At 74.9% G+C, this 25157-nt stretch carries 19 protein-coding genes and 1 pseudogene; 6 read left to right on the top strand and 14 right to left on the bottom strand.

Annotated features, from left to right (window positions below):
- Nucleotides 1-111: 111 nt before the first annotated feature.
- The 5 genes and pseudogenes from ACIPRD_RS17250 to ACIPRD_RS17230 form a co-directional block, all read right to left on the bottom strand.
- The gene (locus ACIPRD_RS17250; protein ID WP_401564191.1) at nucleotides 112-1323 is read right to left on the bottom strand and encodes an XdhC family protein; all 1212 of its coding nucleotides are present in this window, start codon (nucleotides 1321-1323) and stop codon (nucleotides 112-114) included.
- Nucleotides 1321-1539: pseudogene (locus ACIPRD_RS17245) on the bottom strand (XdhC family protein); the annotation flags it as partial. The gene ACIPRD_RS17250 and the pseudogene ACIPRD_RS17245, both read right to left, overlap by 3 nt.
- Nucleotides 1540-1711: 172 nt before the next feature.
- Nucleotides 1712-4135, bottom strand: coding sequence for a molybdopterin cofactor-binding domain-containing protein (locus ACIPRD_RS17240; RefSeq protein ID WP_356399643.1), 2424 nt, complete (start codon nucleotides 4133-4135; stop codon nucleotides 1712-1714).
- Between the two features lies 1 nt (nucleotide 4136).
- On the bottom strand, nucleotides 4137-4685 hold the full coding sequence (locus ACIPRD_RS17235) for a (2Fe-2S)-binding protein (protein ID WP_401564190.1): 549 nt from the start codon (nucleotides 4683-4685) through the stop codon (nucleotides 4137-4139).
- On the bottom strand, nucleotides 4685-5587 hold the full coding sequence (locus tag ACIPRD_RS17230) for an FAD binding domain-containing protein (protein ID WP_401563851.1): 903 nt from the start codon (nucleotides 5585-5587) through the stop codon (nucleotides 4685-4687). Before ACIPRD_RS17230 ends, ACIPRD_RS17235 begins: the two co-directional genes overlap by 1 nt.
- 357 nt (nucleotides 5588-5944) lie before the next feature.
- Between ACIPRD_RS17230 and ACIPRD_RS17225 the strand changes: the two genes are divergently transcribed.
- Nucleotides 5945-7618 (top strand): PucR family transcriptional regulator ligand-binding domain-containing protein, encoded by a 1674-nt coding sequence (locus tag ACIPRD_RS17225; RefSeq protein ID WP_356399647.1) that lies wholly within the window; start codon nucleotides 5945-5947, stop codon nucleotides 7616-7618.
- A 166-nt stretch (nucleotides 7619-7784) separates the two neighbouring features.
- Nucleotides 7785-8552, top strand: coding sequence for a hypothetical protein (locus ACIPRD_RS17220; protein ID WP_356399649.1), 768 nt, complete (start codon nucleotides 7785-7787; stop codon nucleotides 8550-8552).
- A 550-nt stretch (nucleotides 8553-9102) separates the two neighbouring features.
- Here ACIPRD_RS17220 and ACIPRD_RS17215 read toward each other — a convergent pair.
- Complete coding sequence (locus ACIPRD_RS17215; RefSeq protein WP_401564189.1) at nucleotides 9103-9918, bottom strand: GntR family transcriptional regulator; 816 nt, start codon at nucleotides 9916-9918, stop codon at nucleotides 9103-9105.
- 168 nt (nucleotides 9919-10086) lie between these two features.
- On the opposite strand from ACIPRD_RS17215, the gene ACIPRD_RS17210 reads away from it, so the two are divergent.
- Nucleotides 10087-10932: a (2Fe-2S)-binding protein gene (locus tag ACIPRD_RS17210; RefSeq protein ID WP_356399653.1), complete on the top strand. Its 846-nt coding sequence runs from the start codon at nucleotides 10087-10089 to the stop codon at nucleotides 10930-10932.
- Between the two features lie 238 nt (nucleotides 10933-11170).
- Complete coding sequence (locus ACIPRD_RS17205; protein WP_356399655.1) at nucleotides 11171-12205, top strand: DUF2637 domain-containing protein; 1035 nt, start codon at nucleotides 11171-11173, stop codon at nucleotides 12203-12205.
- A 97-nt stretch (nucleotides 12206-12302) separates the two neighbouring features.
- Here ACIPRD_RS17205 and ACIPRD_RS17200 read toward each other — a convergent pair whose 3' ends face one another.
- The 3 genes from ACIPRD_RS17200 to ACIPRD_RS17190 form a co-directional block, all read right to left on the bottom strand.
- Nucleotides 12303-12785, bottom strand: coding sequence for an ATP-binding protein (locus ACIPRD_RS17200; RefSeq protein WP_356399657.1), 483 nt, complete (start codon nucleotides 12783-12785; stop codon nucleotides 12303-12305).
- 304 nt (nucleotides 12786-13089) lie between these two features.
- Nucleotides 13090-14832, bottom strand: coding sequence for a pyruvate dehydrogenase (locus ACIPRD_RS17195; protein WP_401563848.1), 1743 nt, complete (start codon nucleotides 14830-14832; stop codon nucleotides 13090-13092).
- 83 nt (nucleotides 14833-14915) lie between these two features.
- Nucleotides 14916-15794, bottom strand: coding sequence for a protein phosphatase 2C domain-containing protein (locus tag ACIPRD_RS17190; RefSeq protein ID WP_401563845.1), 879 nt, complete (start codon nucleotides 15792-15794; stop codon nucleotides 14916-14918).
- A 1768-nt stretch (nucleotides 15795-17562) separates the two neighbouring features.
- Here ACIPRD_RS17190 and ACIPRD_RS17185 point away from each other — a divergent pair.
- Both ACIPRD_RS17185 and ACIPRD_RS17180 read left to right on the top strand, forming a co-directional pair.
- Nucleotides 17563-18549, top strand: a complete 987-nt coding sequence (locus tag ACIPRD_RS17185; RefSeq protein WP_401563842.1) for a helix-turn-helix domain-containing protein — start codon at nucleotides 17563-17565, stop codon at nucleotides 18547-18549.
- A gap of 36 nt (nucleotides 18550-18585) precedes the next feature.
- Nucleotides 18586-19068, top strand: a complete 483-nt coding sequence (locus ACIPRD_RS17180) for a DUF456 domain-containing protein (protein WP_356399665.1) — start codon at nucleotides 18586-18588, stop codon at nucleotides 19066-19068.
- A gap of 237 nt (nucleotides 19069-19305) precedes the next feature.
- Here the strand turns inward: ACIPRD_RS17180 and ACIPRD_RS17175 are convergent, their stop codons facing one another.
- From ACIPRD_RS17175 to rsgA, 5 genes are all read right to left on the bottom strand, one after another.
- Entirely contained in the window at nucleotides 19306-20553 is a 1248-nt protein-coding gene (locus ACIPRD_RS17175; RefSeq protein WP_401563839.1) for a GDSL-type esterase/lipase family protein, read from the bottom strand.
- A gap of 294 nt (nucleotides 20554-20847) precedes the next feature.
- A complete protein-coding gene (locus tag ACIPRD_RS17170) occupies nucleotides 20848-21156 on the bottom strand; it encodes a hypothetical protein (RefSeq protein WP_401563838.1) in 309 nt (102 codons plus the stop codon).
- A 49-nt stretch (nucleotides 21157-21205) separates the two neighbouring features.
- Nucleotides 21206-21808, bottom strand: a complete 603-nt coding sequence (locus ACIPRD_RS17165) for a methylated-DNA--[protein]-cysteine S-methyltransferase (protein ID WP_401563836.1) — start codon at nucleotides 21806-21808, stop codon at nucleotides 21206-21208.
- A gap of 17 nt (nucleotides 21809-21825) precedes the next feature.
- Nucleotides 21826-23250, bottom strand: coding sequence for an AlkA N-terminal domain-containing protein (locus tag ACIPRD_RS17160; RefSeq protein WP_401563833.1), 1425 nt, complete (start codon nucleotides 23248-23250; stop codon nucleotides 21826-21828).
- A 400-nt stretch (nucleotides 23251-23650) separates the two neighbouring features.
- Complete coding sequence (rsgA, locus tag ACIPRD_RS17155) at nucleotides 23651-24841, bottom strand: ribosome small subunit-dependent GTPase A (protein WP_401563830.1); 1191 nt, start codon at nucleotides 24839-24841, stop codon at nucleotides 23651-23653.
- Nucleotides 24842-25157 lie beyond the last annotated feature (316 nt).

Genomic DNA, 25157 nt, shown 5'->3' with positions numbered 1-25157 from the left:
GGCCGGTCCGCCACGCGGTGCCTGCCGGGCTCGGGTGCCTGCCCAGCTAGCGGTGCCTGCTGAGCTCGCGGTGCCCTCCGGGCCGGGGCGTCCGCCGAGCCCGTGGGGGCCTCAGGCCACCGACCCCATGCGCCCCGCCGGCCGTACGGCGGTGTCCGGGTGGATCGGGATGTGCGCCCCGGTGAGCGGGACACCGCTGCCGCCGCGCCGGTCGGCGACGATCTCCGCCGCGATGGACAGCGCCGTCTCCTCCGGGGTCCGGGCCCCGAGGTCGAGGCCGATCGGGGAACGCAGACGGGCCAGCTCCCGTTCGGTGACACCGGCTTCGCGCAGGCGGGCGCAGCGGTCGAGGTGGGTGCTGCGGGAGCCCATCGCGCCGACGTAGGCGACCGGCAGGCGCAGGGCCAGCCGCAGCAGCGGCACGTCGAACTTGGCGTCGTGGGTGAGGACGCACAGGACGGTGCGGCCGTCCGTCGCGGTGCGCTCCAGGTACCGGTGCGGCCAGTCCACGACGATCTCGTCGGCCTCGGGGAAGCGCGCCCGGGTGGCGAAGACGGGACGGGCGTCGCAGACGGTGACGTGGTGGCCGAGGAACTTGCCCACCCGGACCAGGGCCGCGGCGAAGTCGACCGCGCCGAACACGATCATCCGTGGGGCGGGTACGGACGACTCGACCAGGACGGTGAGCGGGGCGCCGCAGCGCGAGCCCTGTTCGCCGATCTCCAGGGTGCCGGTGCGGCCCGCGTCGAGGAAGGCACGGGCCTCGGCGGCGACCGTCCGGTCCAGCTCGGGGTGACCCCCGAAGCCGCCGTCGTAGCGGCGGGAGGAGCCCACGGAGCCGCGGGGCCCGGGGCGGCCCTGGGGTACGTGGGAGGAGCCGCGAGGCCCGTAGGGGGAGCCTGAGGACCCGTAAGGGGTGCTCCGGGGCCCGTACGGGGCGCCCTGGGGCCCGTGGAGGGAAGAGGGCCGGGACGCGTCGCCCGGGCCACCGGGGCTGCCGTACGGGCGGTCCGGGCCGCTGTCGCCGCCGTCGCTGCCCTCGCCGTCGCCGCCCTCGGCGTGGCCGTCGTCACCGCCGTCGCCGTCGTCACCGCCGTCGCCGGGGCGCACGAGCAGGGCCCGCCCCAGCATGTGCTCAGGACCGGCCACGATCCGGGCGAGGGCGGCCGCCTCCCCGCTCGCGGCCGCGGACAGCGCGGCGGTGAGCACCGGCCGGGCACGGTCGTCCGCGCGGACCGGCGCGACAAGGACGTCGATGACACCGCCGCAGGTCAGACCGACCGCGAAGGCGTCCGCGTCCTCGTACCCGAAGCGTGCCCGCACGGTCGCGCCGTCGGCGAGCGCCTGCCGGCACAGCTCGTACACCGCGCCTTCCACGCACCCCCCGGAGACCGAGCCGACGGCGGCCCCGTCCGCGTCCACGGCGAGCGCGGCACCGGGCCCGCGCGGGGCGCTCCCGGTGACGGCCACCACGGTCGCGACGGCGAAGTCGCGCCCCTGTTCGGCCCACCGGCTCAGTTCCTCGGCGATGTCCAGCATCTGCCGTCCTCCTCACGGGGTCGCGCGGCGGCGGGGGCCGGCCGGGGCGGATCCGTCCCACGCCGGACGCGTGCGGCGGGGACGCCCCTGGGGGATGTCTCCCCGGTCTCCGCGGGTCCGCGACGATCGGGCGGACACCCCTTGGCGGTTCGCCGGCGAGGGCCCCGGAAAGTCATGGTCCGGTGAGGTGTTCGGGCCGTACCGGCGTACGGGCGAGCTCCAGCCCGGTCGCGTCCCGGATCGCCGCGAGGACGGCCGGTGTGGACGACAGGGTGGGTGCCTCTCCGACGCCGCGCAGCCCGTAGGGGGCATGGTGGTCGGCGAGTTCGAGGACGTCCACCGGGATGGTCGGCGTGTCGAGGATGGTGGGGATGAGGTAGTCCGTGAAGGACGGGTTGCGCACCTTCGCCGTCCTCGGGTCGACGACGATCTCCTCCATGACGGCGATGCCCAGGCCCTGGGTCGTGCCGCCCTGGATCTGTCCGGTGACGGAGAGCGGGTTGAGGGCCTTGCCGACGTCCTGGGCGCAGGCGAGCTCGATCACCTTGACCAGGCCGAGTTCGGTGTCCACCTCGACGACGGCGCGGTGCGCGGCGAACGAGTACTGGACGTGTCCGTCGCCCTGGCCGGTGTGCCGGTCGAAGGGCTGGGTGGGCCGGTGCCGCCATTCCTCCTCGACCTCGACGGCCTCGTCGCCGAGGACGTCCGCCAGCGCGGCGAGCACCTCACCGGCCTCGGTGACCACCTTGCCCTCCTCCAGCAGGAGTTCGGCGGTGGCCCAGGCGGGGTGATGGCTGCCGAAGCGGCGCCGGCCCAGCTCCAGGACCCGCTCGCGGACCCGCTCGCAGGCGTTGCGCACGGCGCCGCCGGTGACGTAGGTCTGCCGGGACGCGGAGGTCGAACCGGCGCTGCCCACCCGGGTGTCGGCGGGGTGGATGGTCACCTGGGCGACGCCGAGCTCGGTGCGCGCGATCTGGGCGTGGACGGTGACGCCGCCCTGGCCCACCTCCGCCATCGCGGTGTGCACGGTGGCGACGGGTTCGCCGCCCAGCACCTCCATGCGGACCCGGGCGGTGGAGTAGTCGTCGAAGCCCTCGGAGAAGCCGACGTTCTTGATGCCGACGGCGTAGCCGATGCCCCGTACGACGCCTTCGCCGTGCGTGGTGTTGGACAGGCCGCCGGGCAGCTGGCGCACGTCGGCGCCCTCGCTGGACTCCCACTGGCGTTCGGGCGGCAGGGGCATCGCCTTGACGCGGCGCAGGAGTTCGGCGACCGGGGCCGGGGAGTCGACCCGCTGCCCGGTCGGCATCAGGCTGCCCTGCTCCATGGCGTTGAGCCGGCGGAACTCCACCGGGTCCATGCCGAGTTCACGGGCCAGCTTGTCCATCTGGGCCTCGTAGGCGAAGCACGCCTGGACCGCGCCGAAGCCGCGCATGGCGCCGCAGGGCGGGTTGTTGGTGTAGAGCGCGAGGGCCTCGATGTCGACGTCGTCGACGACGTAGGGGCCCACGCCGAGCGAGGCGGCGTTGCCCACCACGGCCGGGGAGGAGGAGGCGTAGGCGCCGCCGTCGAGGACGATCCGGGCCTTGACGTGGGTGAGCCGGCCGTCCTTGGTGGCGCCGTGCTCGTAGGTGAGCCTGGCCGGGTGGCGGTGCACATGGCCGAAGAAGGACTCGAAGCGGTTGTAGACGATCTTCACCGGCCTGCCGGTCCGCAGGGCGAGCAGGCAGGCGTGGATCTGCATCGACAGGTCCTCGCGGCCGCCGAAGGCACCGCCGACGCCCGAGAGGGTCATGCGGACCTTGTCCTCGGGCAGGCCGAGGACGGGGGCCATCTGCCGGAGGTCGGCGTGCAGCCACTGGGTGGCGATGTACAGGTGGACGCCGCCGTCCTCCTCGGGCACCGCGAGTCCGGACTCGGGGCCGAGGAAGGCCTGGTCCTGCATGCCGAAGGTGTACTCGCCCCGCACGATCACGTCGGCCCGCAGGGCGGCCGCCGCCGCGTCGCCGCGGACGACGGGCTGGCGGTGGAGGATGTTCGGGTGCGGGACGTGGGCGCTGTGGTGGTCGGTGCGGCCCTCGTGGACGAGGACGGCGTCCGGTGCGGTCGCGGAGGCCTCGTCGGTGACGACGGGCAGCTCCCGGTACTCGACCCTGATCTTCGCGGCGGCCCGGCGGGCCGTCTCGGGGTGGTCGGCGGCGATGATCGCGACGGGCTCGCCGTGGTGGCGGACCTTGCCGTGGGCGAGCACCGGGGTGTCCTGGACCTCCAGGCCGTAGGTGCGCACCTCGGTGGGCAGGTCGTCGTAGGTGAGGACGGCGTGGACGCCGGGCAGGGCGAGGGCCTCGGCCGTGTCGATCGACACGATCTCGGCGTGCGCGACGGTGGAGCGCAGGATCTGGCCCCACAGCATGTCCTCGTGCCACATGTCGGACGCGTACGCGAACTCGCCGGTGACCTTGAGGAATCCGTCGGGGCGGAGCGTGGACTCGCCGATGCCGCCCTTGGCGTGGGAGCCCTGGGTGATCTTCGTGGGAGCGCCGGCGGGCGCGCGGTCGGGGGCGGACGGCCCGGCGGGGTGGTCGCCGTACGGCATGTCAGGCCCCCTCGGACTGCCGGGCGGCCGCGAGGCGGACCGCGTCCATGATCTTCTCATAGCCCGTGCAGCGGCACAGGTTGCCCGACAGCGCCTCGCGGATGTCGGCGTCGCTCGGGTCGGGGGTGCGCTCCAGCATCTCGTCGGCGGCGACGAGCAGCCCCGGGGTGCAGAAACCGCACTGGACGGCACCGGCATCGATGAACGCCCGCTGGATCGGCGCGAGTCCGTCCGGTGCGGCGGCGGCCGGCACGGCGTCCTCGGGGGAGGTGCCGGGCCCGTCCGCGGCGCCGGACCGCTGCCTGGCGTACGCGGCGAGGCCCTCGACCGTGACGACCTCGCGGCCCTCGGCCTGGCCGGCCGCGACCAGGCAGGCGCACACCGGCACGCCGTCCAGGCGGACGGTGCAGGAGCCGCACTCGCCCTGTTCGCAGGCGTTCTTGGAGCCGGGCAGGCCGAGGCGCTCGCGCAGGACGTACAGCAGCGACTCGCCCTCCCAGACGTCGTCGGCCTGCTGGTGGCTTCCGTTGACGACGAGATTGACGCGCATCATGCGGCGCCTCCCTTCGGGAATGCGGAGCGGCGGCCCTCGCGGTAGGCCTCCCAGGTCCAGGTGAGCGTGCGGCGGGCCATGACACCGACCGCGCGGCGGCGGTACTCCGCGGTGCCCCGTACGTCGTCGATGGGGCTGCAGGCGGCGGAGCAGAGGTCGGCGAACTGCTTGAGGACCGACGGGGGCAGGGCCCGGCCGCCGTCCCAGTGGCTGCCCTCCTCCAGGGCCGCGTTCAGGAACTCCTCGGCGGCCCGGGCCCGTACCGGGGTGGGCGCGGCCGAGCCGATGCCGGTGCGCACCGTGCGGGTCCGCGGGTGCAGGGCGATGCCGAAGGCGCACACGGCGATGACCATGGCGTTGCGGGTGCCGACCTTGGAGAACTGCTGGGGGCCGTCGGCCTTCCTGATGTGCACGGCGCGGATCAGTTCGTCCGGCCGGAGCGCGTTGCGCTTGACGCCGGTGTAGAACGCGTCGATCGGGATCATGCGGGTGCCGCGGGCCGCGGACTCGGCCTCGACCTCCGCGCCCGCGGCGAGCAGGGCCGGGTGGGCGTCACCGGCGGGCGAGGCGGTGCCGAGGTTGCCGCCGACACCGCCGCGGTTGCGGATCTGCGGGGAGGCGACCGTGTGCGAGGCGAGCGCGAGGCCCGGCAGCTCGGCGGCGAGGTTCTCCATGATCCTGGTGTACGGCACGGAGGCGCCGAGCCGCACGGTGTCCGCGCCGGTCTCCCACGCGTGGAGGTCCGCGACGCGGCCGAGGTCGAGCAGGTACGCGGGCCTGCGGTGGTCGAAGTTGATCTCGACCATCACGTCGGTGCCGCCCGCGATCGGCACGGCGTCGGGGTGCTCGGCCTTCGCGGCGAGCGCCTCCTCCCAGCTGGCGGGGCGAAGGAAGTCCATGGCCGGCTCTCTTCTTCCGTCTTGTCGGTCGTCCGGACCGAGCCGGTCCCCGTCCGGCGGGCCGGGCTCGTCCATGACCTGTTCACGCGGCGCGCCCTCAGTACACCGCCGCGTACTCCGGGAGGGTCAGTCACCGAAACCATGAAGGAGTTGGCTGGCCACAGCCGTCATCTTGTAGATTCGTATGAACGGAGACCATCCGTAACCTCTCCGCTTTCCTCAGGAAACGTTTCCGCTGGAAGTACGGAGCAACGGCCGGACGAATCGGGCACCGCCCGCGCGCCCCGGCGCCGGACCGCTCCCCGCGGTCCGGCACGATCCCCCACAGATTTCTAGACGAAGAACGGCGGCGACGAGATGCGGCTGCGCGCACTGCTGGACACCGACGCGCTGGGCCTGCGGCTGCTCGGCGGCGAGGAGGAGCTGGACCGCGCGGTCCGCGGTGTCATGACCACCGACCTGCGCGACCCGAGCCGCTATCTCTCCGGCGGCGAGCTGGTGCTCACGGGCCTGGCCTGGCGCCGGGACGCCGGCGACTCCGAGGCTTTCGTACGGATCCTGGTGCAGGCCGGGGTGGCCGCGCTGGCGGCCGGCGAGGCCGAGCTCAGCGGCGTGCCGGACGACCTGGTGCTGGCCTGCGCCCGGCAGCGGCTGCCCCTGTTCGCGGTGGACGAGTCGGTGGCGTTCGCGACGATCACCGAGCACGTCGTACGGCAGGTGTCCGGCGAGCGCGCCGGGGACCTGGCCGCGGTGGTGGACCGGCACCGGCGGATGATGACGGCGGGCCCGGCGGGCGGCGGCCCGGACGTGGTCCTGGACCTGCTCGGCTCCGACCTGGACCTGCGCGCCTGGGTGCTCTCGCCGGCCGGCCGGCTGATCGCCGGCTCCAAGAGCGCGGGCCCGGAGCTGCCGCCCGAGAGCTGCGCGCGGCTCGCCGCGGAGCACCTCGCGGCCACCCGCGAGGGCCGGCCCGCACCGCACCGCACCGTGCTGGACGGCACGGTGTACTCCCTCTTCCCGGTCCGCTCCTCCGGCCGCTCCCCGCGGGGCGAGCGGGACGCGCGCGAGACGGTCCTGTCGGACTGGCTGCTGGCCGTCGAGGCGGACGCCGGGGACTGGCCCGAGGAGCGCATGGACCTGCTCCAGGGCGTCACCCAGCTGATCGCCGTCGAACGCGACCGCCGGGACGCGGCGCGCACGGTACGGCGCCGGCTCGCCCAGGAGGTGCTGGAGCTGGTGCAGACGGGCGCCGCGCCCGCCGAGATCGCCGCCCGGCTGCGGGTGGCCGCGCCGGTGCTGCTGCCCGGGCTCGGGGCGGCCCCGCACTGGCAGGTGGTCGTGGCCCGCGTCGAGTGGGACGGCATGGAGGGCGAGGGCGGCCCGGTCGCCCAGGCGCTGCTGGAGGAGATCCTGGTCGACCCGGCGGCCACCGGCCCCGAGCCCTCGGACCGCGTCGCCGTCGCCCACACCGGTGACGAGGCCGTCGCCCTGGTGCCGCTGCCGGCGGTCTCCACCGAGCACGACGGCTCGGAGGCCGGGCTGGCGGCCGACGCGCTGCTGCGGGCCGTACGGGAGCCGCTGTCGGCGGGCCTGACCGGCGACGGGCGGCTCACCCTCGGCGTCAGCGCGGCCGTGCACTCGGCCGAGGGGCTGCGCGGCGCGCTGGAGGAGGCCCGGCACGCCCGCCGGGTCGCCGCGGCCCGCCCGGGCCGGGTCTGCGCCGCGGGGCACCAGGAACTGGCCTCGCACGTCCTGCTGCTCCCGTTCGTCCCGGACGACGTCCGCCGCGCCTTCACGGCCCGCCTGCTGGACCCGCTCAAGGAGTACGACCGCCGCCACCGCGCCGAGCTGATCCCGACGCTGGAGGCGTTCCTGGAGTGCGACGGCTCCTGGACCCGCTGCGCCACCCGTCTCCACCTGCACGTCAACACGCTGCGCTACCGGGTGGGGCGTATCGAGCAGTTGACGGGACGGGACCTGTCGAGGCTGGAGGACAAGCTCGATTTCTTCCTGGCACTGCGCATGAGCTGAGGTCAGCGGGGTGCGGGGCGTTCCGGTCGGGGTACGCCCCCACCCGGCCACTTTGTGAATTCTTTCACCCACCCCCTTGGCCGGGGACGGGCATTGGTGCTGGAATGCCGCCACCACTCAACAGCTCGACGGCGTGCTCGGGGAGGGCAACGTGGCGCATTCCGCCATGTCTGGTAACGGAACGACCCCCGGTGACGATCCTCTCCAGACCGCGGTGTGGCGGCTGCGCTCGCGGGCCTGCTGGGCCGACGCGGCGGCGCTGCTGCCGGCCGACACCCCGGCGGCCACGCTGCAACGGGCCGCGCTCATGTCCGAACGGTGCCTGTACACCGAGCGGGGCTGGGCGGAGGCGGAGGACGCGCTGCGGACGGCCGAGGCGGCGGCGCACTCCGACGAGGAGCGGGGGGCCGCCGCGTGCGAGCGGGGCCAGCTGGCGTACGCGGCCACGCTGCACGGGGTGCGGGACCGGGCGGACGAGGCGCGGGCGGCGCTGGGGCGGGCGGCGGCGCTGATCCCTCCGGGGACTGCGGGGCGGGCGCTGCTGGACTTCCGGCGGGGGCTGCTCGCGGAGAACCTCGCGCGGTCTCCGCAGGCGGCGCGTGCGGCGTACCGGCGTGCGCACGCCGGTGCGACCGCGCATCCGGATCCGCTGCTGCTGTCCTTCACCTGGCGTCATCTCGCGGGGCTGGCGCTGCGGGACGGGGAACTGGCCGAGGCGCGGCACGGGTTCGCGGAGTCGCTGCGGATCCGGGAGGAGCTGGGGTATCTGGTGGGGACGGCGCCGGCGCTGGTCTCCTTGGCGGACGCGGAGTCCGAGCCCGAGGCTTCCCGTCTCCGTGAGGAGGCGCGTCGGCTGTTCCGGCTCCTCGGCGGGGTCCCGACCTGGCTCGCCCGCCAGCTGGCCCCGCCGGCGCCGGGAGCGGCCACAGCCTGACTCCCCCGACCTCGCGTCTGCGTCCCCCTGGGGGGGGCACCTGAGGCCGGTTATCGGGTGCGGGTCCCTCATGGCCGTTCGCGCAGTTCCTCGCGCCCCTGGGGGGGGTGGGGGGCTGAGGTCGTGGTCAGGTGCGGGTGCGGTGGACCCTTCCCGCGCAGTTCCCCGCGCCCCTGAGGGGGTGGCCTGGGGCCGGTTCTCGGGTGCGGGTCCGCCGTGGCCGTTCGCGCAGTTCCCCGCGCCCCTGGGGGGGGGTGGGGGCTGAGGTCGTGGTCAGGTGCGGGTGCGGTGGACCCTTCCCGCGCAGTTCCTCGCGCCCCTGGGGGTGCGCGGGGGCGTCGGAAGGTCCTGCAGACGGAAGTGGACACCGGCCCGCCCCAGGGGCGCGGGGAACTGCGCGGGAAGGGACCGCCGGGCCACCACCCGACAACGATCCCCAGCCCCCACCCTCCAGGGGCGCGGGGAACTGCGCGATCAGCCACCGGGAACCCGCACCCGAAAACCGGCCCCACGGCACCCCAAGGGGCGCGGGGAACTGCGCGGGGGTTGGTCAGGTGGCGCCGGTGAAGTGTTCGGTGACGAGAGAGCAGACCACGTCAAGGTCACGCGCGATCAACGCTTCGAGCAGAGCCGTGTGTTCCGCCGCGTCAGCGACAAGATTCGCCCGCCCCCGCAGCACAGGCCCACTCACGAGCGGCCACTGCGACCGCCGATGGAGATCCTCCGCGATCCGCACGAGCTGCTCGTTGCCGGACAGCGCCAGCACCGCCCGGTGGAAGGCCCGGTCGGACTCCGCGTACCCCGCCGCACACCCCGTGGAAGCCGCCCGCACCGTCTCCTCCGCGAGCGGCAGCAGCGCGGCCCACCGCTCCGCCGGCACACTCCGCGCCAGCCGCAGCATCACCGGCACCTCGATCAGCGCCCGCACCTCCGCCAGCTCAGCCAGCTCACGGGTGCCGCGCTCGACGACCCGGAAGCCGCGGTTGGGCACGACCTCGACGGCCCCTTCGAGCGCGAGCTGCTGCATCGCCTCGCGCACCGGCGTCGCCGACACCCCGAAGCGTTCGCCGAGGACCGGCGCGGAGTACACCTCGCCGGGCACCAGCTCGCCCGCCACCAGAGCCGTGCGCAGCGCGTCGAGTATCTGTCCGCGCACCGAGGACCGCTGTACGACGGCCTTCACGCCGGGCATCGGCGGCTCGCTGTGCGTGTGCTCGCCGCGCACCCCGGGCGCCCCGGGGCCCCGGCCGCGCACAGCGGCGTCGGCGTCCGGGCCGGCCTCCGCGGCGCCGGCGGCGCGCGCCTGCGCCGGCACCCGGGCGACTGCGGCCCGTGTCCTGGCGAAGTCGTAGGGGCCCTGCGGCACGGGATCCTCCTCCGGCTGCTCGGCGGTCGGTCTCAGCGGGCGACGAGTTGTCACTTGTCCGTCAAGCACCTTAGGCGCACAACGCGGCAGTTCAAATTCCCCGAAGAAAGGCTAAGGTTAGGCTTACCTTTGCATCCCAGCCCGCGATCAAGGACCGGTGACCCCGTCATGCCCGCAGCGGCCCCGTCGCTCACCGCCGCGTACGCCCGTCTCACCGAGGCCTACCCCGGCCTGGCCGTGACGGTCCTGGACCCGGCGGACGAGGCCGCGCTGCCCGAGGGCGGCGCCTGGGTCACCGGCGCGGGACTCGCGGAGGGCGGCACCCACCTCGACGCCTTCCTCGCCTGGGACGAGGCGCAGGTGCTGCGGGACTACGGCCACCGCGCCCGCCCGGACGTCGTCGCGAGCTTCGGCCTGCACCGCTACGCCTGGCCGGCCTGCCTGCTCATCACCCTCCCCTGGTTCCTGCACCGCCGGGTGCCCCGGCTGCCCGCGGCGCACGTCGCGTACGACCGCGCCGCCGGCCGCATGGCCGTCCGCCCCGCCTCCTTCGCCTGCCTGCCCGGCGACCCGGCGGCCGCCCTGCCCGGCGCCGTCGTGGTGCCGGACGAGGAGGCGCTGCGCGCCGAGGTGCGGGCTGCGGTCGCCGAACACCTGGAGCCGTTGCTCGCCGCCTTCGGGCCGCGGACCCGGCGGCGCGGGCGGGCCCTGTGGGGCATGGTGACGGACGACATCGTCGAAGGGCTCTGGTACATCGCCGGACAGCTCGGAGCGGCGGAGGAGCAGCGGGCCGTACGGGAGCTGGAGATGCTGCTGCCCGGGGCGACCCGGCCGTACGTCGGCTCGGCCGCGTTCCGCGCGCTCACCGGCCCGGACGGCGAGCCGATGCCCACCCGGGACCGGGCCAGCTGCTGCATGTTCTACACCGTGCGCCCCGAGGACACCTGCGCCACCTGCCCGCGCACCTGCGACTCCGAGCGGATCGCCCGGCTGACGACCGCTGTCGCCGCCTGACGGACGGCCACGGCCCTCCCGCGGCGCGGAAACTCCCCCGGAGCCGTCCGCACCATCCGTGCGGGTGGTCTTATTCGAACTCAACTCACGTGATTCACGCGGCCGTTCGAGCAGATCGGCACCCTGAGTACCCCCTTGCACCTCCTTGGCGTCCTCTTGCCCCGAAACCCCCTGTGGGCCGTCCGGGGTGGGCCACTATGACGGGCGTTACGCCCTATCCCAAGGCAAGGGACCCCTGATGAGATTGACCGACATATCGCTGACCTGGCTGCTTCCGGGCGCCGTGCTGCTCCTGGGCATGCTGGCGGCGGTTGCGGTACTCGCGCGCGGCAAGCGCTCCTCCGGGGAGAACACGGACGACTCCTGGGAGCGCAGCGAGGAGCGCCGCAGGCGCAAGGAGGCCGTCTACGGCACGGCGTCCTACGTGCTCCTGTTCTGCTGCGCGGCGGTGGCGGCCGCCCTGTCCTTCCACGGCCTGGTCGGCTTCGGCGAGCAGAACCTCGGGCTGGACGACGGCTGGCAGTACCTGGTGCCGTTCGGCCTGGACGGCGCGGCCATGTTCTGTTCCGTCCTCGCGGTGCGCGAGGCGAGCCACGGTGACGCGGCCCTCGGCTCCCGCATACTCGTGTGGCTGTTCGCCGCCGCGGCCGCCTGGTTCAACTGGGTGCACGCGCCCCGGGGTTCGGGGCACGACGGCGCGCCGCAGTTCTTCTCCGGCATGTCCCTGTCGGCGGCCGTCCTGTTCGACCGGGCGCTGAAGCAGACCCGCCGGGCCGCTCTGCGCGAGCAGGGTCTGGTGCCCCGTCCGCTGCCGCAGATCCGGATGGTGCGCTGGATGCGGGCCCCCCGCGAGACCTACCGGGCCTGGTCGCTCATGCTGCTGGAGAACGTGCGCAGCCTGGACGAGGCGGTCGACGAGGTCCGCGAGGACAAGCGGGAGAAGGAGGAGCAGCGCCAGCGCCGGCGCGACCAGCAGCGCCTGGACCGCGCCCAGTTGAAGGCGATCAGCCGGGGCCACCGCGGCTTCGTCGGGCGCGCCGGCCGGCAGGTGGAGGTGCAGGCGGTGGAGCGCGGCCCGGCGCCGGCGACCGCGGAGCCCGTCATACCTGCGGCGGAACAGTTGCCCGTACGCTCACGGCCCTCCCTCCAGTCGGTCCCCCAGGGCACTGAGTCCGTCACCGTCGACCTCACCGCGGAGGACGACACCATGGCCCTGCCGCGCCTCGACTCGCTGGAGCGCAAGCTGAAGGACCTGGAGCAGCAGTTCGGCTAGACCTGTCGTCGGACTCCGGTCCGGCGACGGGGAGGGGGCGTGACCGCACGGGTCACGCCCCCTTCTCCTGCCCGGTGTCAGGGCCGCGCGGTCTCGCTCACGCGGCCTCGGTGCCGAGTTCGAACCACACCGACTTGCCCACTCCGTGCGGCCGTACGCCCCAGGCGTCCGCGAGGGACTGGACGAGGACCAGGCCGCGGCCGTGCGTGCCGTCACCCGCGTCCGGGGCGCACAGGCGCGGTCTTCGGGCGACGAAGTCCCGTACCTCCACGCGCAGTCCGCCCGGCGAGAGGACGGCCGTCAGGACGGCTTCGCGGTCGGTGTGAACGAGCGCGTTCGTGACGAGTTCGCTGGTGAGCAGTTCGGCTGTCTCCGAGCGGCCGGGCATCCCCCAGTGCCGCAGCAGTTCCCGCAGTTCCCTGCGCGCCTCGGAGACGGCCCGGAGGTCCGCCCGGCCCAGGGTGCGGCTGAACCTGCGCGCCCGTTCTCCGATGGTTCCGGTGGTCCCGGTCTCTTCCTCCGCCGTTGCCGAGGAGTCCCCGATGGTGCCGGGACCGCCCCCTCGCGCCTGCCTCGTCATGACCCCCGCCCACACGCTTTTGGACCTGCCCCTCATGGTCGAACACGTTCACGGGATCCATTCCCAGTGGGCCTGGGGCCAGTCATGGGCCTCCGCCGACGCCCGCCTGTTCGGCCACCCCGGCAGGGCCCCCGGGCCACGTCCGGTCCCGCCCCGGGACCGCCCAGACCGCCCTGTGACGCCACGGGTGCCCCATCGCCGCAGGGCACGGCGGTCCGGCACGCGCTGCCGACGGCCCGTCACGCGGTGTGAAACTGGCCGGAAACAGCCGCCCTCGGAGGGGGCGGAGGGGCTCGGGGCGGCTTCAGGGCCTCGGTACGTTCCGCAGGTTGGAACGGGCCATCTGGAGCATGCGGCCGACGCCGCCGTCCAGCACCATCTTCGAGGCGGACAGCGCGAACCCGGTGACCATCTCGGCCTTGATCTTCGGCGGGATGGACAGCGCGTTGGGGTCGGTGACGACGTCCACCAGGGCCGGCCCCTTGTGGCGGAAGGCGTCCCTGAGAGCGCCGGCCAGGTGCTTGGGCTTCTCCACCCGCACCCCGAAGACACCGCAGGCGCGGGCGACGGCGGCGAAGTCGGGGTTGACGTCCGTGGTGCCGTACGCGGGCAGTCCGGCGACCAGCATCTCCAACTCGACCATGCCCAGGGAGGAGTTGTTGAACAGGACGACCTTGACCGGCAGATCGCGCTGCACGAGGGTCAGGAAGTCGCCCATCAGCATGGTGAATCCGCCGTCGCCGGACATGGAGATCACCTGGCGGTCCCGGTCGGTGGACTGGGCGCCGATGGCCATGGGGAGCGCGTTGGCCATCGAGCCGTGCGTGAACGAACCGATGATCCTGCGGCGCCCGTTGGGCGAGATGTACCGGGCCGCCCAGACGTTGCACATCCCGGTGTCCACGGTGAACACGGCGTCCTCGTCGGCGACCTCGTCGAGGACGGAGGCCACGTACTCGGGGTGGATCGGGACGTGCTTCTCCACCTTGCGGGTGTAGGCCCGGACCACGCCCTCCAGCGCGTCGGCGTGCTTCCTCAGCATCCGGTCGAGGAAGCGCCGGTCGGTCTTCTCCTTCACCCGGGGGATCAGACAGCGCAGCGTCTCGCGCACGTCGCCCCACACCGCGAGGTTCAGCCGGCAGCGGCGGCCGAGGACTTCGGGGCGCACGTCGATCTGCGCGGTCATCACGTCGTCCGGCAGGAAGGCGTTGTACGGGAAGTCGGTGCCGAGCAGGATCAGCAGGTCGCACTCGTGGGTGGCCTCGTAGGCGGCGCCGTAGCCGAGCAGTCCGCTCATGCCGACGTCGTACGGGTTGTCGTACTGGATCCACTCCTTGCCGCGCAGGGCGTGCCCCACGGGGGACTTGATCCGTCCGGCGAACTCCATCACCTCGGCGTGCGCGCCGGCCGTGCCGCTGCCGCAGAACAGGGTGACCGTGGTCGCCTTGTCGATCAGCTCGACGAGCCGGTCGAGTTCGGCGTCGCCGGGGCGGATCGTGGGCCGGGAGGTGACCAGCGCGCTCTCGAAGGTCTTGTCGGGGGCGGGCTCGGCGGCCACGTCACCGGGGAGCGTGACCACGCTGACCCCGCTCTGTCCGATGGCGTGCTGGATGGCGGTCTGCAGCACCCGGGGCATCTGCTTCGGGTTGGAGATCATCTCGCTGTAGTGGCTGCACTCCTGGAACAGCCGGTCGGGATGGGTCTCCTGGAAGTAGCTGAGCCCGATCTCGCCGGACGGGATGTGCGAGGCGAGCGCGAGCACCGGGGCCATGGAGCGGTGGGCGTCGTACAGACCGTTGATGAGGTGCAGGTTCCCCGGGCCGCAGGAGCCGGCGCAGGCGGCCAGTCTGCCGGTGATCTGGGCCTCCGCGCCGGCCGCGAACGCGGCGGTCTCCTCGTGGCGCACATGGACCCAGTCGATGGCGGGGTTGCGGCGGATGGCGTCGACGACCGGGTTCAGGCTGTCCCCGACGACGCCGTACATCCGCCGGACGCCGGCCCGGACGAGGATGTCGATGAACTGCTCGGCGACGTTCTGCTTGGCCATGGCTGCCGTCCTGCCCGTTCGTCGACCCGGAAGAAGTCCCCCCTTCCGTCCCATCAAGTCACAGGGGCGGCCGCCGCGCCTCCTCACACCTCCCAGACGGCCGCCGCCGTACGGTCGTCCGCGTAGCCCTTGACCCGTACCCGGGCGTCCGCGAGGAACTCGGCGAGGCCGGGCGGGGTGCCGCGGGACCAGCGGCGGGCGAGGTAGGCGCAGAGGGCGGGCTCGCCGCGCAGCGGGGCGGCGAGCCCGTCGGTGCACATGACGAGCACGTCACCCGGGCGGGCTACCGAGGCGCGGAACCGGAAGGGGTCGCGGGGCGGCTCGGGAGCGAGTTCGTACGGGCTCGGCGGCGTCGGGATGCCGAAGTCCATGGTGAGCCGGTCCCCCTCGGGCGTCTCGGCGGGCGGCGAGCCGAAGCCGACGACGGGTCCGCCCGTGGTGGCGGCCGGTGTCACCTCCGGCTCGATGTCCTGCCACTCCCCGTCCCGCAGCCGGAACAGGCCGCCCTCCCCGACGCCGAAGAACACGCGGGTGCGGCAGGCGGGGTCGGCGGGCAGCAGCAGGCAGCGCAGGGTCGCCGCGTACTCCTCCGGATCCAGGTCCCGGGCGGCGGCACCCGCCCGCAGCCTGCCGAGCGTGCGGTCGGTGAGCCGCTGGAGTCCCGACTTCAGCTCACCGCGCCGGGCCGAACGGATGTCCTCCGCGAGCCGCTGGTGGCTGCGGCCCACGGCCTGTCCGATCAGCCGGCACGCCTCTGCGGCGGCCCGGCCCGCGCTCGGGGTGCCGCGCGCGCCGGTCGCCATCGCGACCAGCACCAGCGCGTCCTCGCCGGTGCCGAACCGGGCGGTGAGCAGCGCGTCCCGGCGCGCCTCGCCCCGGTACCGCGCGGAGTCCCCGCGCAGGGACACGGACCGCAGCGCGCAGGCCCCGTACCGGGCCCCGTCCAGCACGGTGTCGGCCACGAGTTCCCCCAGCTCGTCCGGATCGGCGGCCGGAAGCGCGGACGGCTCGGGATCGTAGGTGGGCGGCCCGGATCCGACGTAGTCGAGCGAGGAGGGGGGCGCGGGCGGCGCCTCGAAACGGTCGTCCGACCCGGCGGAGCCGTCGGCCTCGGAGATGCCTTCAGCCTCGGGCTCGGAGGAACCGGCGGCCCCGGAGGCGACGGGCGCCTCGGAGGAGCGTGGAGGCTCTGAGGAGCGTGGAGGCCCGGAGAAGGCGGGGGGTGCGGAGGAGGGCGGGGGCGGGATGTGCCCGGAAGGCGGGGCGGGTTCGGGGGCGCCTGACGCCCGGCGACCGGCGGTCCCGCCGGGCTCGTCCGGTACGACGGCTGGGGCGCCGTCCCCGGGAACCCGGCCCGGGACGGGCTCTGCCGGCCCCCAGGGCCTGCCCGCGGCGGGAGCGTAGCCGCCGAAGGACTCGGGGGCGGCGGAAGGCTGTGGAGGAACCGCGGGAGCGGGTGGCGGCGGGACGGCGGGCGGAACCGGTGAAGCGGCCGGGGAGGCACCCCCCGGAGGGCCCCACGGCACCTGCTGCCGGGCAGCGCCGGACGTGGCGTCCGGCGGCACGCCGGCTCCGGGCGGCGGCTGGGACGGGTCGGCCACGGCATCCGGCGACGCGGCAGCGGAGGGCGACCCGGCACCAGGATGCGGGGCCCCGGGGAAGACCGGAGGCGGCCCAGGAGCGGCGGGCGGCGCGGCGGCCGACGGGGGAGATGGCGACGCGGCAGCGGGATCCGGTGGCCCGGAAACAACCGGCGGCGGCCCGGAGGGCGGTGCGGCGGCACCCGGTGCCGTGGGAGCGGCGGGCGGCGGCGCGACCGCGGGGCCCGGCGGCCCGGGAGCGACCGGTGGCGGTCCGGGGGGTGGTGGGGCGGTGGTCGGCGGTCCGGTGGTGGGGGGTGGGGTGGTGCGCTGGGTGGGGAGGTGCGGGGGTCGGGGAGGGTCCTCGTGGGGGACCTGCGGCGGGTCGGGCCGCGGGTCGCGTGCCGGTCCCTGCGGGGATTCCCGCTCGGGACGCCGCTCGGGACCCCGTTCCGGCTCCCGCTGTAAGGGCGTCACGGCCGGTGTTCCGGTTCCCCGCGGGCGTCCCGTCACCGCCTTCTCCGCCGAGGCGAAGCGGTCGTCCAGGGAATCGCGCGCGGCCGTGGGACCGGTGTCCTCGGTCGCGTCGTCGTACAGCTCTTCCCACCAGTCGTCCTCGTGACGGGCGGGCTTTCCCCCCTGCTGGCTCATGTCCTTGATTGTCCACGGCACGGGCCGCGTGAAAACGGTGCATCGGGAAAATCCGGTACGCCGACGGCCCTCGAACAACGAATCGGGGGACAGGACGAACGCCCGTACGAGGACAGGTCCGGACCGGTGCGTCGTCGCCGGGCGGCGCCACCCCCCACGGGAGAACCGCCCGGCGACGACCCGAGTGACCCGGTCCCGGATTCCCCTTCGCGCGCGTCGCGCACGCCCGGGGCCGGGTCACCGTCCTGCACGGCCGGCCCGTCGCGGGGGCCTGCCGGAAAAGGCCGGATCACGATGGTCTCCGGCGCCACCGCGGAGCGCCGTGCGCACGGCCGCGCGTCCTGCGGTGCTGCCACCTTGGCAGAGTGACCACCGGTACGGCGATGATGTCCGGCGGCGGGTTCACGCCGTGGCCGGTTCCCGCCACGCGCGCCGCCCGGACCGCCTGCCGCCGGAGCCGGCGTTCCGCCGACCGCGCTCAGGGGAGGAACACGGGCCGATGCTGGCTGCGATAGGACTGGACGGGACGCACGAGTCGGCGTACCGGGCGCTGGTGTCCGTGGGCGCGGCCGAGGTGGCGGATCTCGCGCGGAGCCTGTCACTGGCCGAGCAGGACACCGAGCGGGCGCTGCGCAGGCTGGAGCGGCAGGGGCTGGCGGCCCAGTCCCCGGCGCGGCCGGGCCGCTGGGTCGCCGCGCCGCCCGGGGTGGCGCTCGGGGCGCTGCTCACCCGGCAGCGCCACGAGCTGGAACAGGCGGAGCTCGCGGCGGCGCTGCTCGCGCAGGAGTTCCGGGCGGCGGCCGAACCCGGGGTGCACGACCTGGTGGAGGTGGTGACCGGCGCCTCGGCGGTCGCGCAGCGCTTCCTCCAGCTCCAGCTGGGCGCCACCGACGAGGTCTGCGCCCTGGTCACCGCCCGCGCGCTGGTCGTCTCCGGGGCGGAGAACGGGGCGGAGGAGCAGGCGGCCGGACGCGGGGTCGGCTACCGGGTGGTGGTCGAGCGCACGGTGCTGGACCTCCCGGACGGGCTGTCCGGTCTGACGGCGGCGCTCGGCCGGGACGAGCACGTGCGGGTGGCGGACCGGGTGCCGACGAAGCTGGTGATCGCCGACCGTTCGCTCGCCATGGTGCCGCTGACGTCGGGAGCGGCCGGACCGGCGGCCCTGATCATCCACGCGAGCGGGCTGCTGGAGCTGCTGGCCGGACTGTTCGAGTCCGTGTGGCGCGAGGCGCTGCCGCTCAGGCTGGGTGCGGCCGGGGTGACCGAGGACCGGCCCGACGGCCCGGACGCCACCGATCTGGAGGTGCTGTCGCTGCTGCTGGCGGGGCTCACCGACGCGAGCGTGGCCAAGCAGCTCGGCGTGGGCCTGCGGACCGTGCAGCGCAGGGTGCAGCGGCTGATGGCGCTGACCGGGGCGACGACCCGGCTGCAGCTGGGCTGGCACGCCAACGAACGGGGCTGGGTGTCCCGAGCGGGCTCGGTCTGACCTGCGGGTTCTTCCGGTCTCCGGCACTCTGGGCAGATGGGAGCGTGGGAACTCCTGCTGGTCGGCCTGGTGATCCTGCTCGGCCTGTGCGGAGTGCTGGTGCCCGGGGTGCCGGGGGCGTGGCTGGTGTGGGCCGGGGTGCTGTGGTGGGCGCTCCAGGACCCCCGGCCGGTGGCCTGGGCCGTCCTGGTGGGCGCCACGCTCGTCCTGTTGCTGTCCCTCGTCGTCCGCTGGGCCCTGCCGCCGCGCCGGCGGCGTGAGGGCACCACCCCGCCCTTCCTCGCGGTGTACGCGGGGGCGGGCTCCTTCCTCGGCTTCTTCCTGCTCCCCGTGGTGGGCGCGGTGCCCGGCTTCATGGCCGGCATCTACCTGCATGAGCGGCTGCGCCTCGGCGGCCACGGCGAGGCGATGACCGCCCTGCGCACGGCGATGCGTTCGGGCGGCTGGAGCGTGCTCGCCGAACTGTTCGCCTGCCAGCTGATCGCGGGGGCGTGGCTCGGGGCGGTGATCTGGGGGTGAGCCGACGCTCCGGTCCGGGGCCTGGAGCGACCGGGCCTGGAATGACCGGGACCTGAGGTGACCGGGCCCGGGATGAGGGGGGCGGAAGAGGTACCGTCCACCTGCCGTCCGCACCGCGGGCCGCCGCATGACGCCTGCGCTCCGGCCCACCGCATGACGTCGGCACCGCGGCCCATCGCATGGCATCCGCACCGCGGCCCACCGCATGGCATCCGCACCGCGGCCCGCCGCACGCCGTCAGCGGTGCAGGGCGCGTCCGACGGCGTCGGCGACCGCGCGCATGCCGCTGTCGTCGAAGTGCAGGTGGTCGCCGGGGTCGTAGGCGGGCCGGATGCGCTGCGGGTCGGCCGGGTCGCGCACGGCGGCGTCGGCGTCGGCGACGGCGTCGAAGAGACGGCCGGTGCGGATGAGGGTGTTGACCCGCTGCCGCGCCGCCTCGCGGGCCGGGGTGTGGGCGGAGTAGCCGCCGAACGGGGTCAGGGTGACACCGACGACACGGATGCCGCGGGCGTGGGCGCGGGCCACGAGGGTGCGGTAGGCGTCCGCGTAGGCGCGGGCGTCGAGGGCGTCCGGGGCGCCCTTGATGTCGTTGATGCCCTCCAGGACGACCAGGTACCGGACCCCGGCCCGGTCCAGCGCGTCGGGGTCCAGGCGGGCGAGGGCGCCCGGTCCGCCGCCGTCGCGCAGCAGGCGGTTGCCGGAGATGCCCGCGTTGAGGACACCGAGGCCGTGGCGCCGGAGGCGTTCGGCGAGGAGGTCGGGCCAGCGGTGGTTGGCGCCGAAGGTGGAGCCGTCGCCGTCGGTGAGGGAGTCGCCGAGGGCGACCACGCTGCCGGCCGCGGTGCCCCGGACGTCGACGCCGGTGACGTGGTACCAGCTGCTGATGGTCTTCCGGTACGCGCCGCCGTCCACGTCGGCGGCCCGGCCCGCGCCGGCCGGTGCCACGTAGCTGGTCTGGAGGGCGGTGCGGTGGCAGGTGACGGGTCCGGAGCCGTCCGGGGTGAACACCGTGACCAGCAGGTCGGCGGCGGCCGGGACGGTGAGCCGTACGGGGTCGCTCACCAGGTCGCGGCCGGGTGCGGCGGTGACGGTCCGCGCGCCGTGGAAGGTGACGGTGCGCATCGTGCCGCGTACGGCTCCGGCGCCGGCGCCCTGCCGCAGGGCGACCGTGACCGCGCCGAGGCGCAGGGGCGTGCCGCCGAGCCGGTTGCCGAGCCGGAGGCGCAGGACGCTGCCTCCGGTGCTCAGATGGACGACGTTCCTGACGGCGGCGCCGGGCAGTGCGGCGGCGGTGCCCGAGGGTGCCGCCTCCCAGCTGCCGGTCCACGCGCGCGGAGTGGCGGGGGCGGGCGCCGCCGCCGGGTGCCGGGGCGGTGCCGCCGCGGGCGCTGCCGGTGCGGCTCCGTGGGCCGCCGACGCCGTGCCCGGCACCGCCGCGAGCAGGAGTGTCGCGAGGATGCCTGCGGCTCTGCCGCTGTGCGTCATGGTGCGTCCGCCCTTCCCGTGGCCCGGCCCGTCCGTCCGTCCGTCGCAGGTGACCGTGCCACACGGGTACCGCGCTGAAGCGGAACGGCACCCACGGGTCCACCCGCACGGCCCAGCGAGGCATGAGGCCAGGTGGGAGGGAGGTATCGGGACGCGGTCTCGGTGCGTGAGCCCGGTAACCGGAATCACGCAGCTGGCTCGGCGGCCCGGCTCGGGGGATCGGACTCGGGGATCGGACGCGGCGACCCCGGCCAAAGGTTCGGGCTCAGGGCTGCCCCGGCCAGGGGGTCGGGCTCAGGGCTGCCCCGGCAGCGCCTCCGGGGCCGCTTCGGGTCCGGCGAGGCGGAGCAGGAGGCGGCAGTGGTCCTCGGCCTCGACGGTCACCCGCATGCCCCAGTACTCGGTGAGCCGGTGGGCGGTCTCGACCAGCCGGCGGCGGTCCTCGATGGTGTACGCGGGGAAGCGGGCCCAGCCCTGCTCGGCGATCGTGTTGCCGAGTTCGCTGAACAGCACCGCCCGGAAGCGCTGTTCCTCCTCGTCGGTCAGCGGCGCGGGCTCGTCGTCCGCGGGCCGCAGCCGGACGTTGTAGAGGTCTCGTATCACCGCGTACTCACCTTCTGGCTCAAGGTCGGCTCCCCGCAAGCCTATTCGCTCAGCCGAGCGCTCCCTCCAGGGTGAGCAGCCGCACCTTCCGCTCGAGTCCCCCCGCGTACCCGGTCATCGAACCGTCGGCGCCGATGACACGGTGGCAAGGGCGCACGATCAGCAGGGGGTTGGCGCCGATGGCCCCGCCGACGGCGCGTACGGCCGCCCGGGAGGCGCCGATACGGCGGGCGATCTCGCCGTAGGTGGTCGTCGCCCCGTACGGCACCGCGTCCAGCGCCTCCCAGACCCGCTCCCGGAACTCGGTGCCGTGCGTGCGCAACGGGAGCCGGAATTCCTTGAGTTCACCGGCGAAGTAGGCGTCGAGCTGCCGCACGGCCTCCTGGAAGAGGACGGGATCGTGCCGCCAGCCGTCCTGGACGCTCCGGCCGCCCTTCTGGCCGGGCACGGACAGCGAGGTCAGCGCGCCGTCCGGGTCGGCGGTGAGCAGCAACCGCCCCACGGGAGCCTCCGTGTACGTCCAGTGGACGGTTCCGGCCGCCGCCGTACCGCTCGGGTCCCGCACGTCCGTCACCGCCTGCGCGTGCACCGCGTCGATCGCGTCCATCGCGTCCACCGTGCCGATCGCATCCATCGTGTCCCTCTTGCTCATGATTGTCACAGTCTTCCTCATGTCCGTCCCCTCCCTCGTCCGTCCGTCTCCCCCGCCACCCGCAGATGCTGGACGGCGTACGACCGCCAGGGCCGCCAAGGCCGCCAGGACTCCGAGGCGCCGGCCCCGGGCGGGGCGACGTCCGGATCGCCGAGGGCGCGTGCCCGGAGCACGGCGACGACGTCCGGTTCCATGCCGGGCAGCGCGAGCAGCAGCTCCTGCGTCCGGTCCCGGTCGGCCCCCGGATCCAGGCGTACGACGCCGTCGGCGAGGGCGGCGGCCAGCGCGCCCAAGGGCTCCCCGGGCAGGGCCCCGGCGAGGGCGTGCGCCTCGGGGAACACATGGGTGAGGCTCCCGGACGGGGCGTCGAGCGCCTTGCCGCAGCGCCGCACGAGCCGGTCCAGGCCGTCACCCGTGCCCGTCAGGGCGCGCGCGGCGACCTCCAGCGGGTCGACGGCGCCCGGGCAGCGCAGCCCGGGCCGGGCGGCGACGAGCGGGGCGAGCCGCGGGTCCGCGGCGAGCCGTTCGTCGACGGCGTAGGGGTCGGCGTCGAGGTCGAACAGCCGGCGCAGCCGCTGGACGGCCGTGGTCAGGTCCCGGGGGTCGGTGAGCCGCAGCCGGGCGTCCAGCCAGCCGCCGGGATGTGTGGCGGCGCCCGCCCTCGGCCCGCCCACGCGTTCGTCGACGGCCACGAGAGCGGTGCCGTACGGCAGGCGCAGGGTACGCCGGTAGGTGCGGGCGCCGGAGGCGCCGGTCACCTCCTCGACACCGGGCACGGCCTCGCGCGCCAGCTGGTCGAAGACGGCGTCCGACCGGTACGGGCCGCGGTGGGCGAGCCGTACCGGGACGCCGGTGCCGTGGACGGCCCGGCGGTCGTGTCCGCCCCGGGGCGCGGCGGCGCGCACCTCGGTCGGGGTGGAGTCGTAGATCTCCCGGACCGTGTCGTTGAACTGCCGGACGCTCGCGTGTCCGGAGGCGAAGGCGATCTCCGTGACGGGCAGGTCGGTCGTCTGCAGGAGGATGCGGGCGGTGTGGGCCCGCTGGGCCCGGGCGAGCGCCAACGGGCCCGCGCCGAGTTCGGCGGTGAGCTGCCGCTGCACCTGCCGGGCGCTGTAGCCGAGCCGGGCGGCCAGCCCGGCCACGCCCTCGCGGTCGACGACGCCGTCGGCGATCAGCCGCACGGCCCGGCCGACGACGTCCGCCCGGACGTTCCAGTCCGCGGAGCCCGGCACGGCGTCCGGTCGGCAGCGCCGGCAGGCCCGGAACCCGGCGCCCTGCGCGGCGGCGGCCGACGGGAAGAACCGCACGTTCGGCCGCTTCGGCGTCACCGCGGGGCAGCTGGGCCGGCAGTAGATACCGGTGGTCCGCACGGCGAAGAAGAAGGCCCCGTCGAACCGGCCGTCCCGGCTCCGCACCGCCTCGTACCTGCTCTCTTCGTCCATCACCTCTCCAGTGTCGGCCTCCCGGCCCCGGGACGGCTGGCGGAAATCGGACGTGCAGCTCACGCGGACACAGGCCCCGGTACGGCCCAGGTCATGCCGGGAGAGGTCCACCGGAACCTCCGGGGCGGGGCGCGGGTACCGGGAAGCGGGCCGTGGATGCCCGAGGGCAGGCCAGGGGTGGCCGGGAGGCCGGACGTGCGCGCCCGACGGCGGGACGCAGACGCCCGGTGCCAGGACACGGTGCCGCAGACGACCGGTGCCAGGACACGGTGCCGCAGACGACCGGTGCCAGGACACGGTGCCGCAGACGACCGGTGGCGGGCACGTCGCAGACGACCGGTGGCGGGACACGGGTGCCCGGAGGGGGTGGCCCCCGGGCATCCGTGCGGGCGTGGAGTGCCTACGCCCGGCGGCCCCGCTTGGCCTCCATCGCGGCCCGGCCCTCGGCGCCCTTCCGCTTCCAGTCCCGCCGGATCTCCGCGCGGACCCGCGCGTCGGTCTTCGCGACGATCCACTGGTTCTCCCGGATCAGCTTCCGGTAGCTCTCCAGCCGCCGCACCGCGAGCTCCCCGTCCTCGACGGCGGAGCGCACCGCGCAGCCGGGCTCGCTGTCGTGCGCGCAGTCCTGGAACCTGCACCGCTCGGCCAGTTCCTCGATCTCGGTGAAGACCTGCCCGACCCCGCTCCCGGCGTCGTACAGACCCACGCCGCGCAGCCCGGGGGTGTCGATGAGCACTCCCCCGCCGGGCAGGACGAGCAGGTTGCGGGTGGTGGTGGTGTGCCGTCCCTTGCCGTCGACGTCCCGGGCGGCCCGCACGTCCATGATGTCCTCGCCGGCGAGGGTGTTGGCGAGTGTGGACTTGCCCGCGCCGGACTGGCCGAGCAGCACGGTCGTACCGGAGCCGGTGAGGGCGAGGAGGACGTCGAGTCCGTCGCCGTGCAGGGCGCTGACCGGGAGCACGGGCACCCCGGGCGCGCTCGCCTCGACGTCCTGGACGAGGTGGGCGAGCGTCGCCGGGTCGGACACGAGGTCGGCCTTGGTGAGGACGACGACGGGCTGGGGCGCGGACTCCCGGGAGTTGCCCGGACCGTGCAGCAGCGCGTCGCCGGTGGAGCAGGACATCGCGAGGGCGAGGAACCGCTCGATCCGCCCGAGGTCGAGTTCGGCCGCGAGGGAGACGCAGACGACGACGTGATCGACGTTGGTGGCGAGCACCTGGCCGTCGGACCGCTTGGACGACGTCGACCGCACGAACGCGCTGCGGCGCGGCAGGAGCGTACGCACGTACCGCGGATCGCCGCCCGCGGGGTCGACGGCCACCCAGTCGCCGGTGCACACGACCTTCATCGGGTCGCGGGGCACGACGAACTCGGTGTCGGCGCGCACGACGCCGTCGGCGGTGACCACGTCGCACTGACCGCGGTCGACCCGTACGACACGGCCGGGCAGCAACCGCCGCTCGGCGTACGGGGCGAACTCGGCCTCCCAGTCCGCGTCCCAGCCATAGGGCGACAGCGGGTGCGGGAGGGCCGGGGACGGGCCGAAGGAGGAGGAAGCGGAGGAGAGAGAAGAGGAAGAGGAGGAAGACAAGGGGTGACCCTTCACAAGGTGCCCCCGGCATCGCGCGTGGTGCGCGGACGAGACGGTCTGAGGTCAGCCGGAGGCCACGGAGGTGGACTTGACGAACTTCCGGATGCGGGCAGAGCCCGGCGCGGCGACAGTCATCGGTCGACACCTCCTGGATCACACTCGTAGGGTTCCGGCGCCTTCGCGGCGACCGGACGGAAAGGACCGTAACCGCTCCCGCCGTCCGGGCGCCACTCCTTTTCCGGTGCGCCGCCCGGCGCGCCACGAGGCCCGCGCGCCGGGCCGGCCCGAGGGCGGCGCGGGCGGACGCGGTCCGTGA

Origin of the sequence: Streptomyces sp. NPDC090108 (assembly GCF_044747185.1) — a bacterium.
GTDB lineage: Bacteria > Actinomycetota > Actinomycetes > Streptomycetales > Streptomycetaceae > Streptomyces.
The sequence above is the reverse complement of the archived record's forward strand: the minus strand, read 5'-3'. Positions and strand labels throughout refer to the sequence as shown.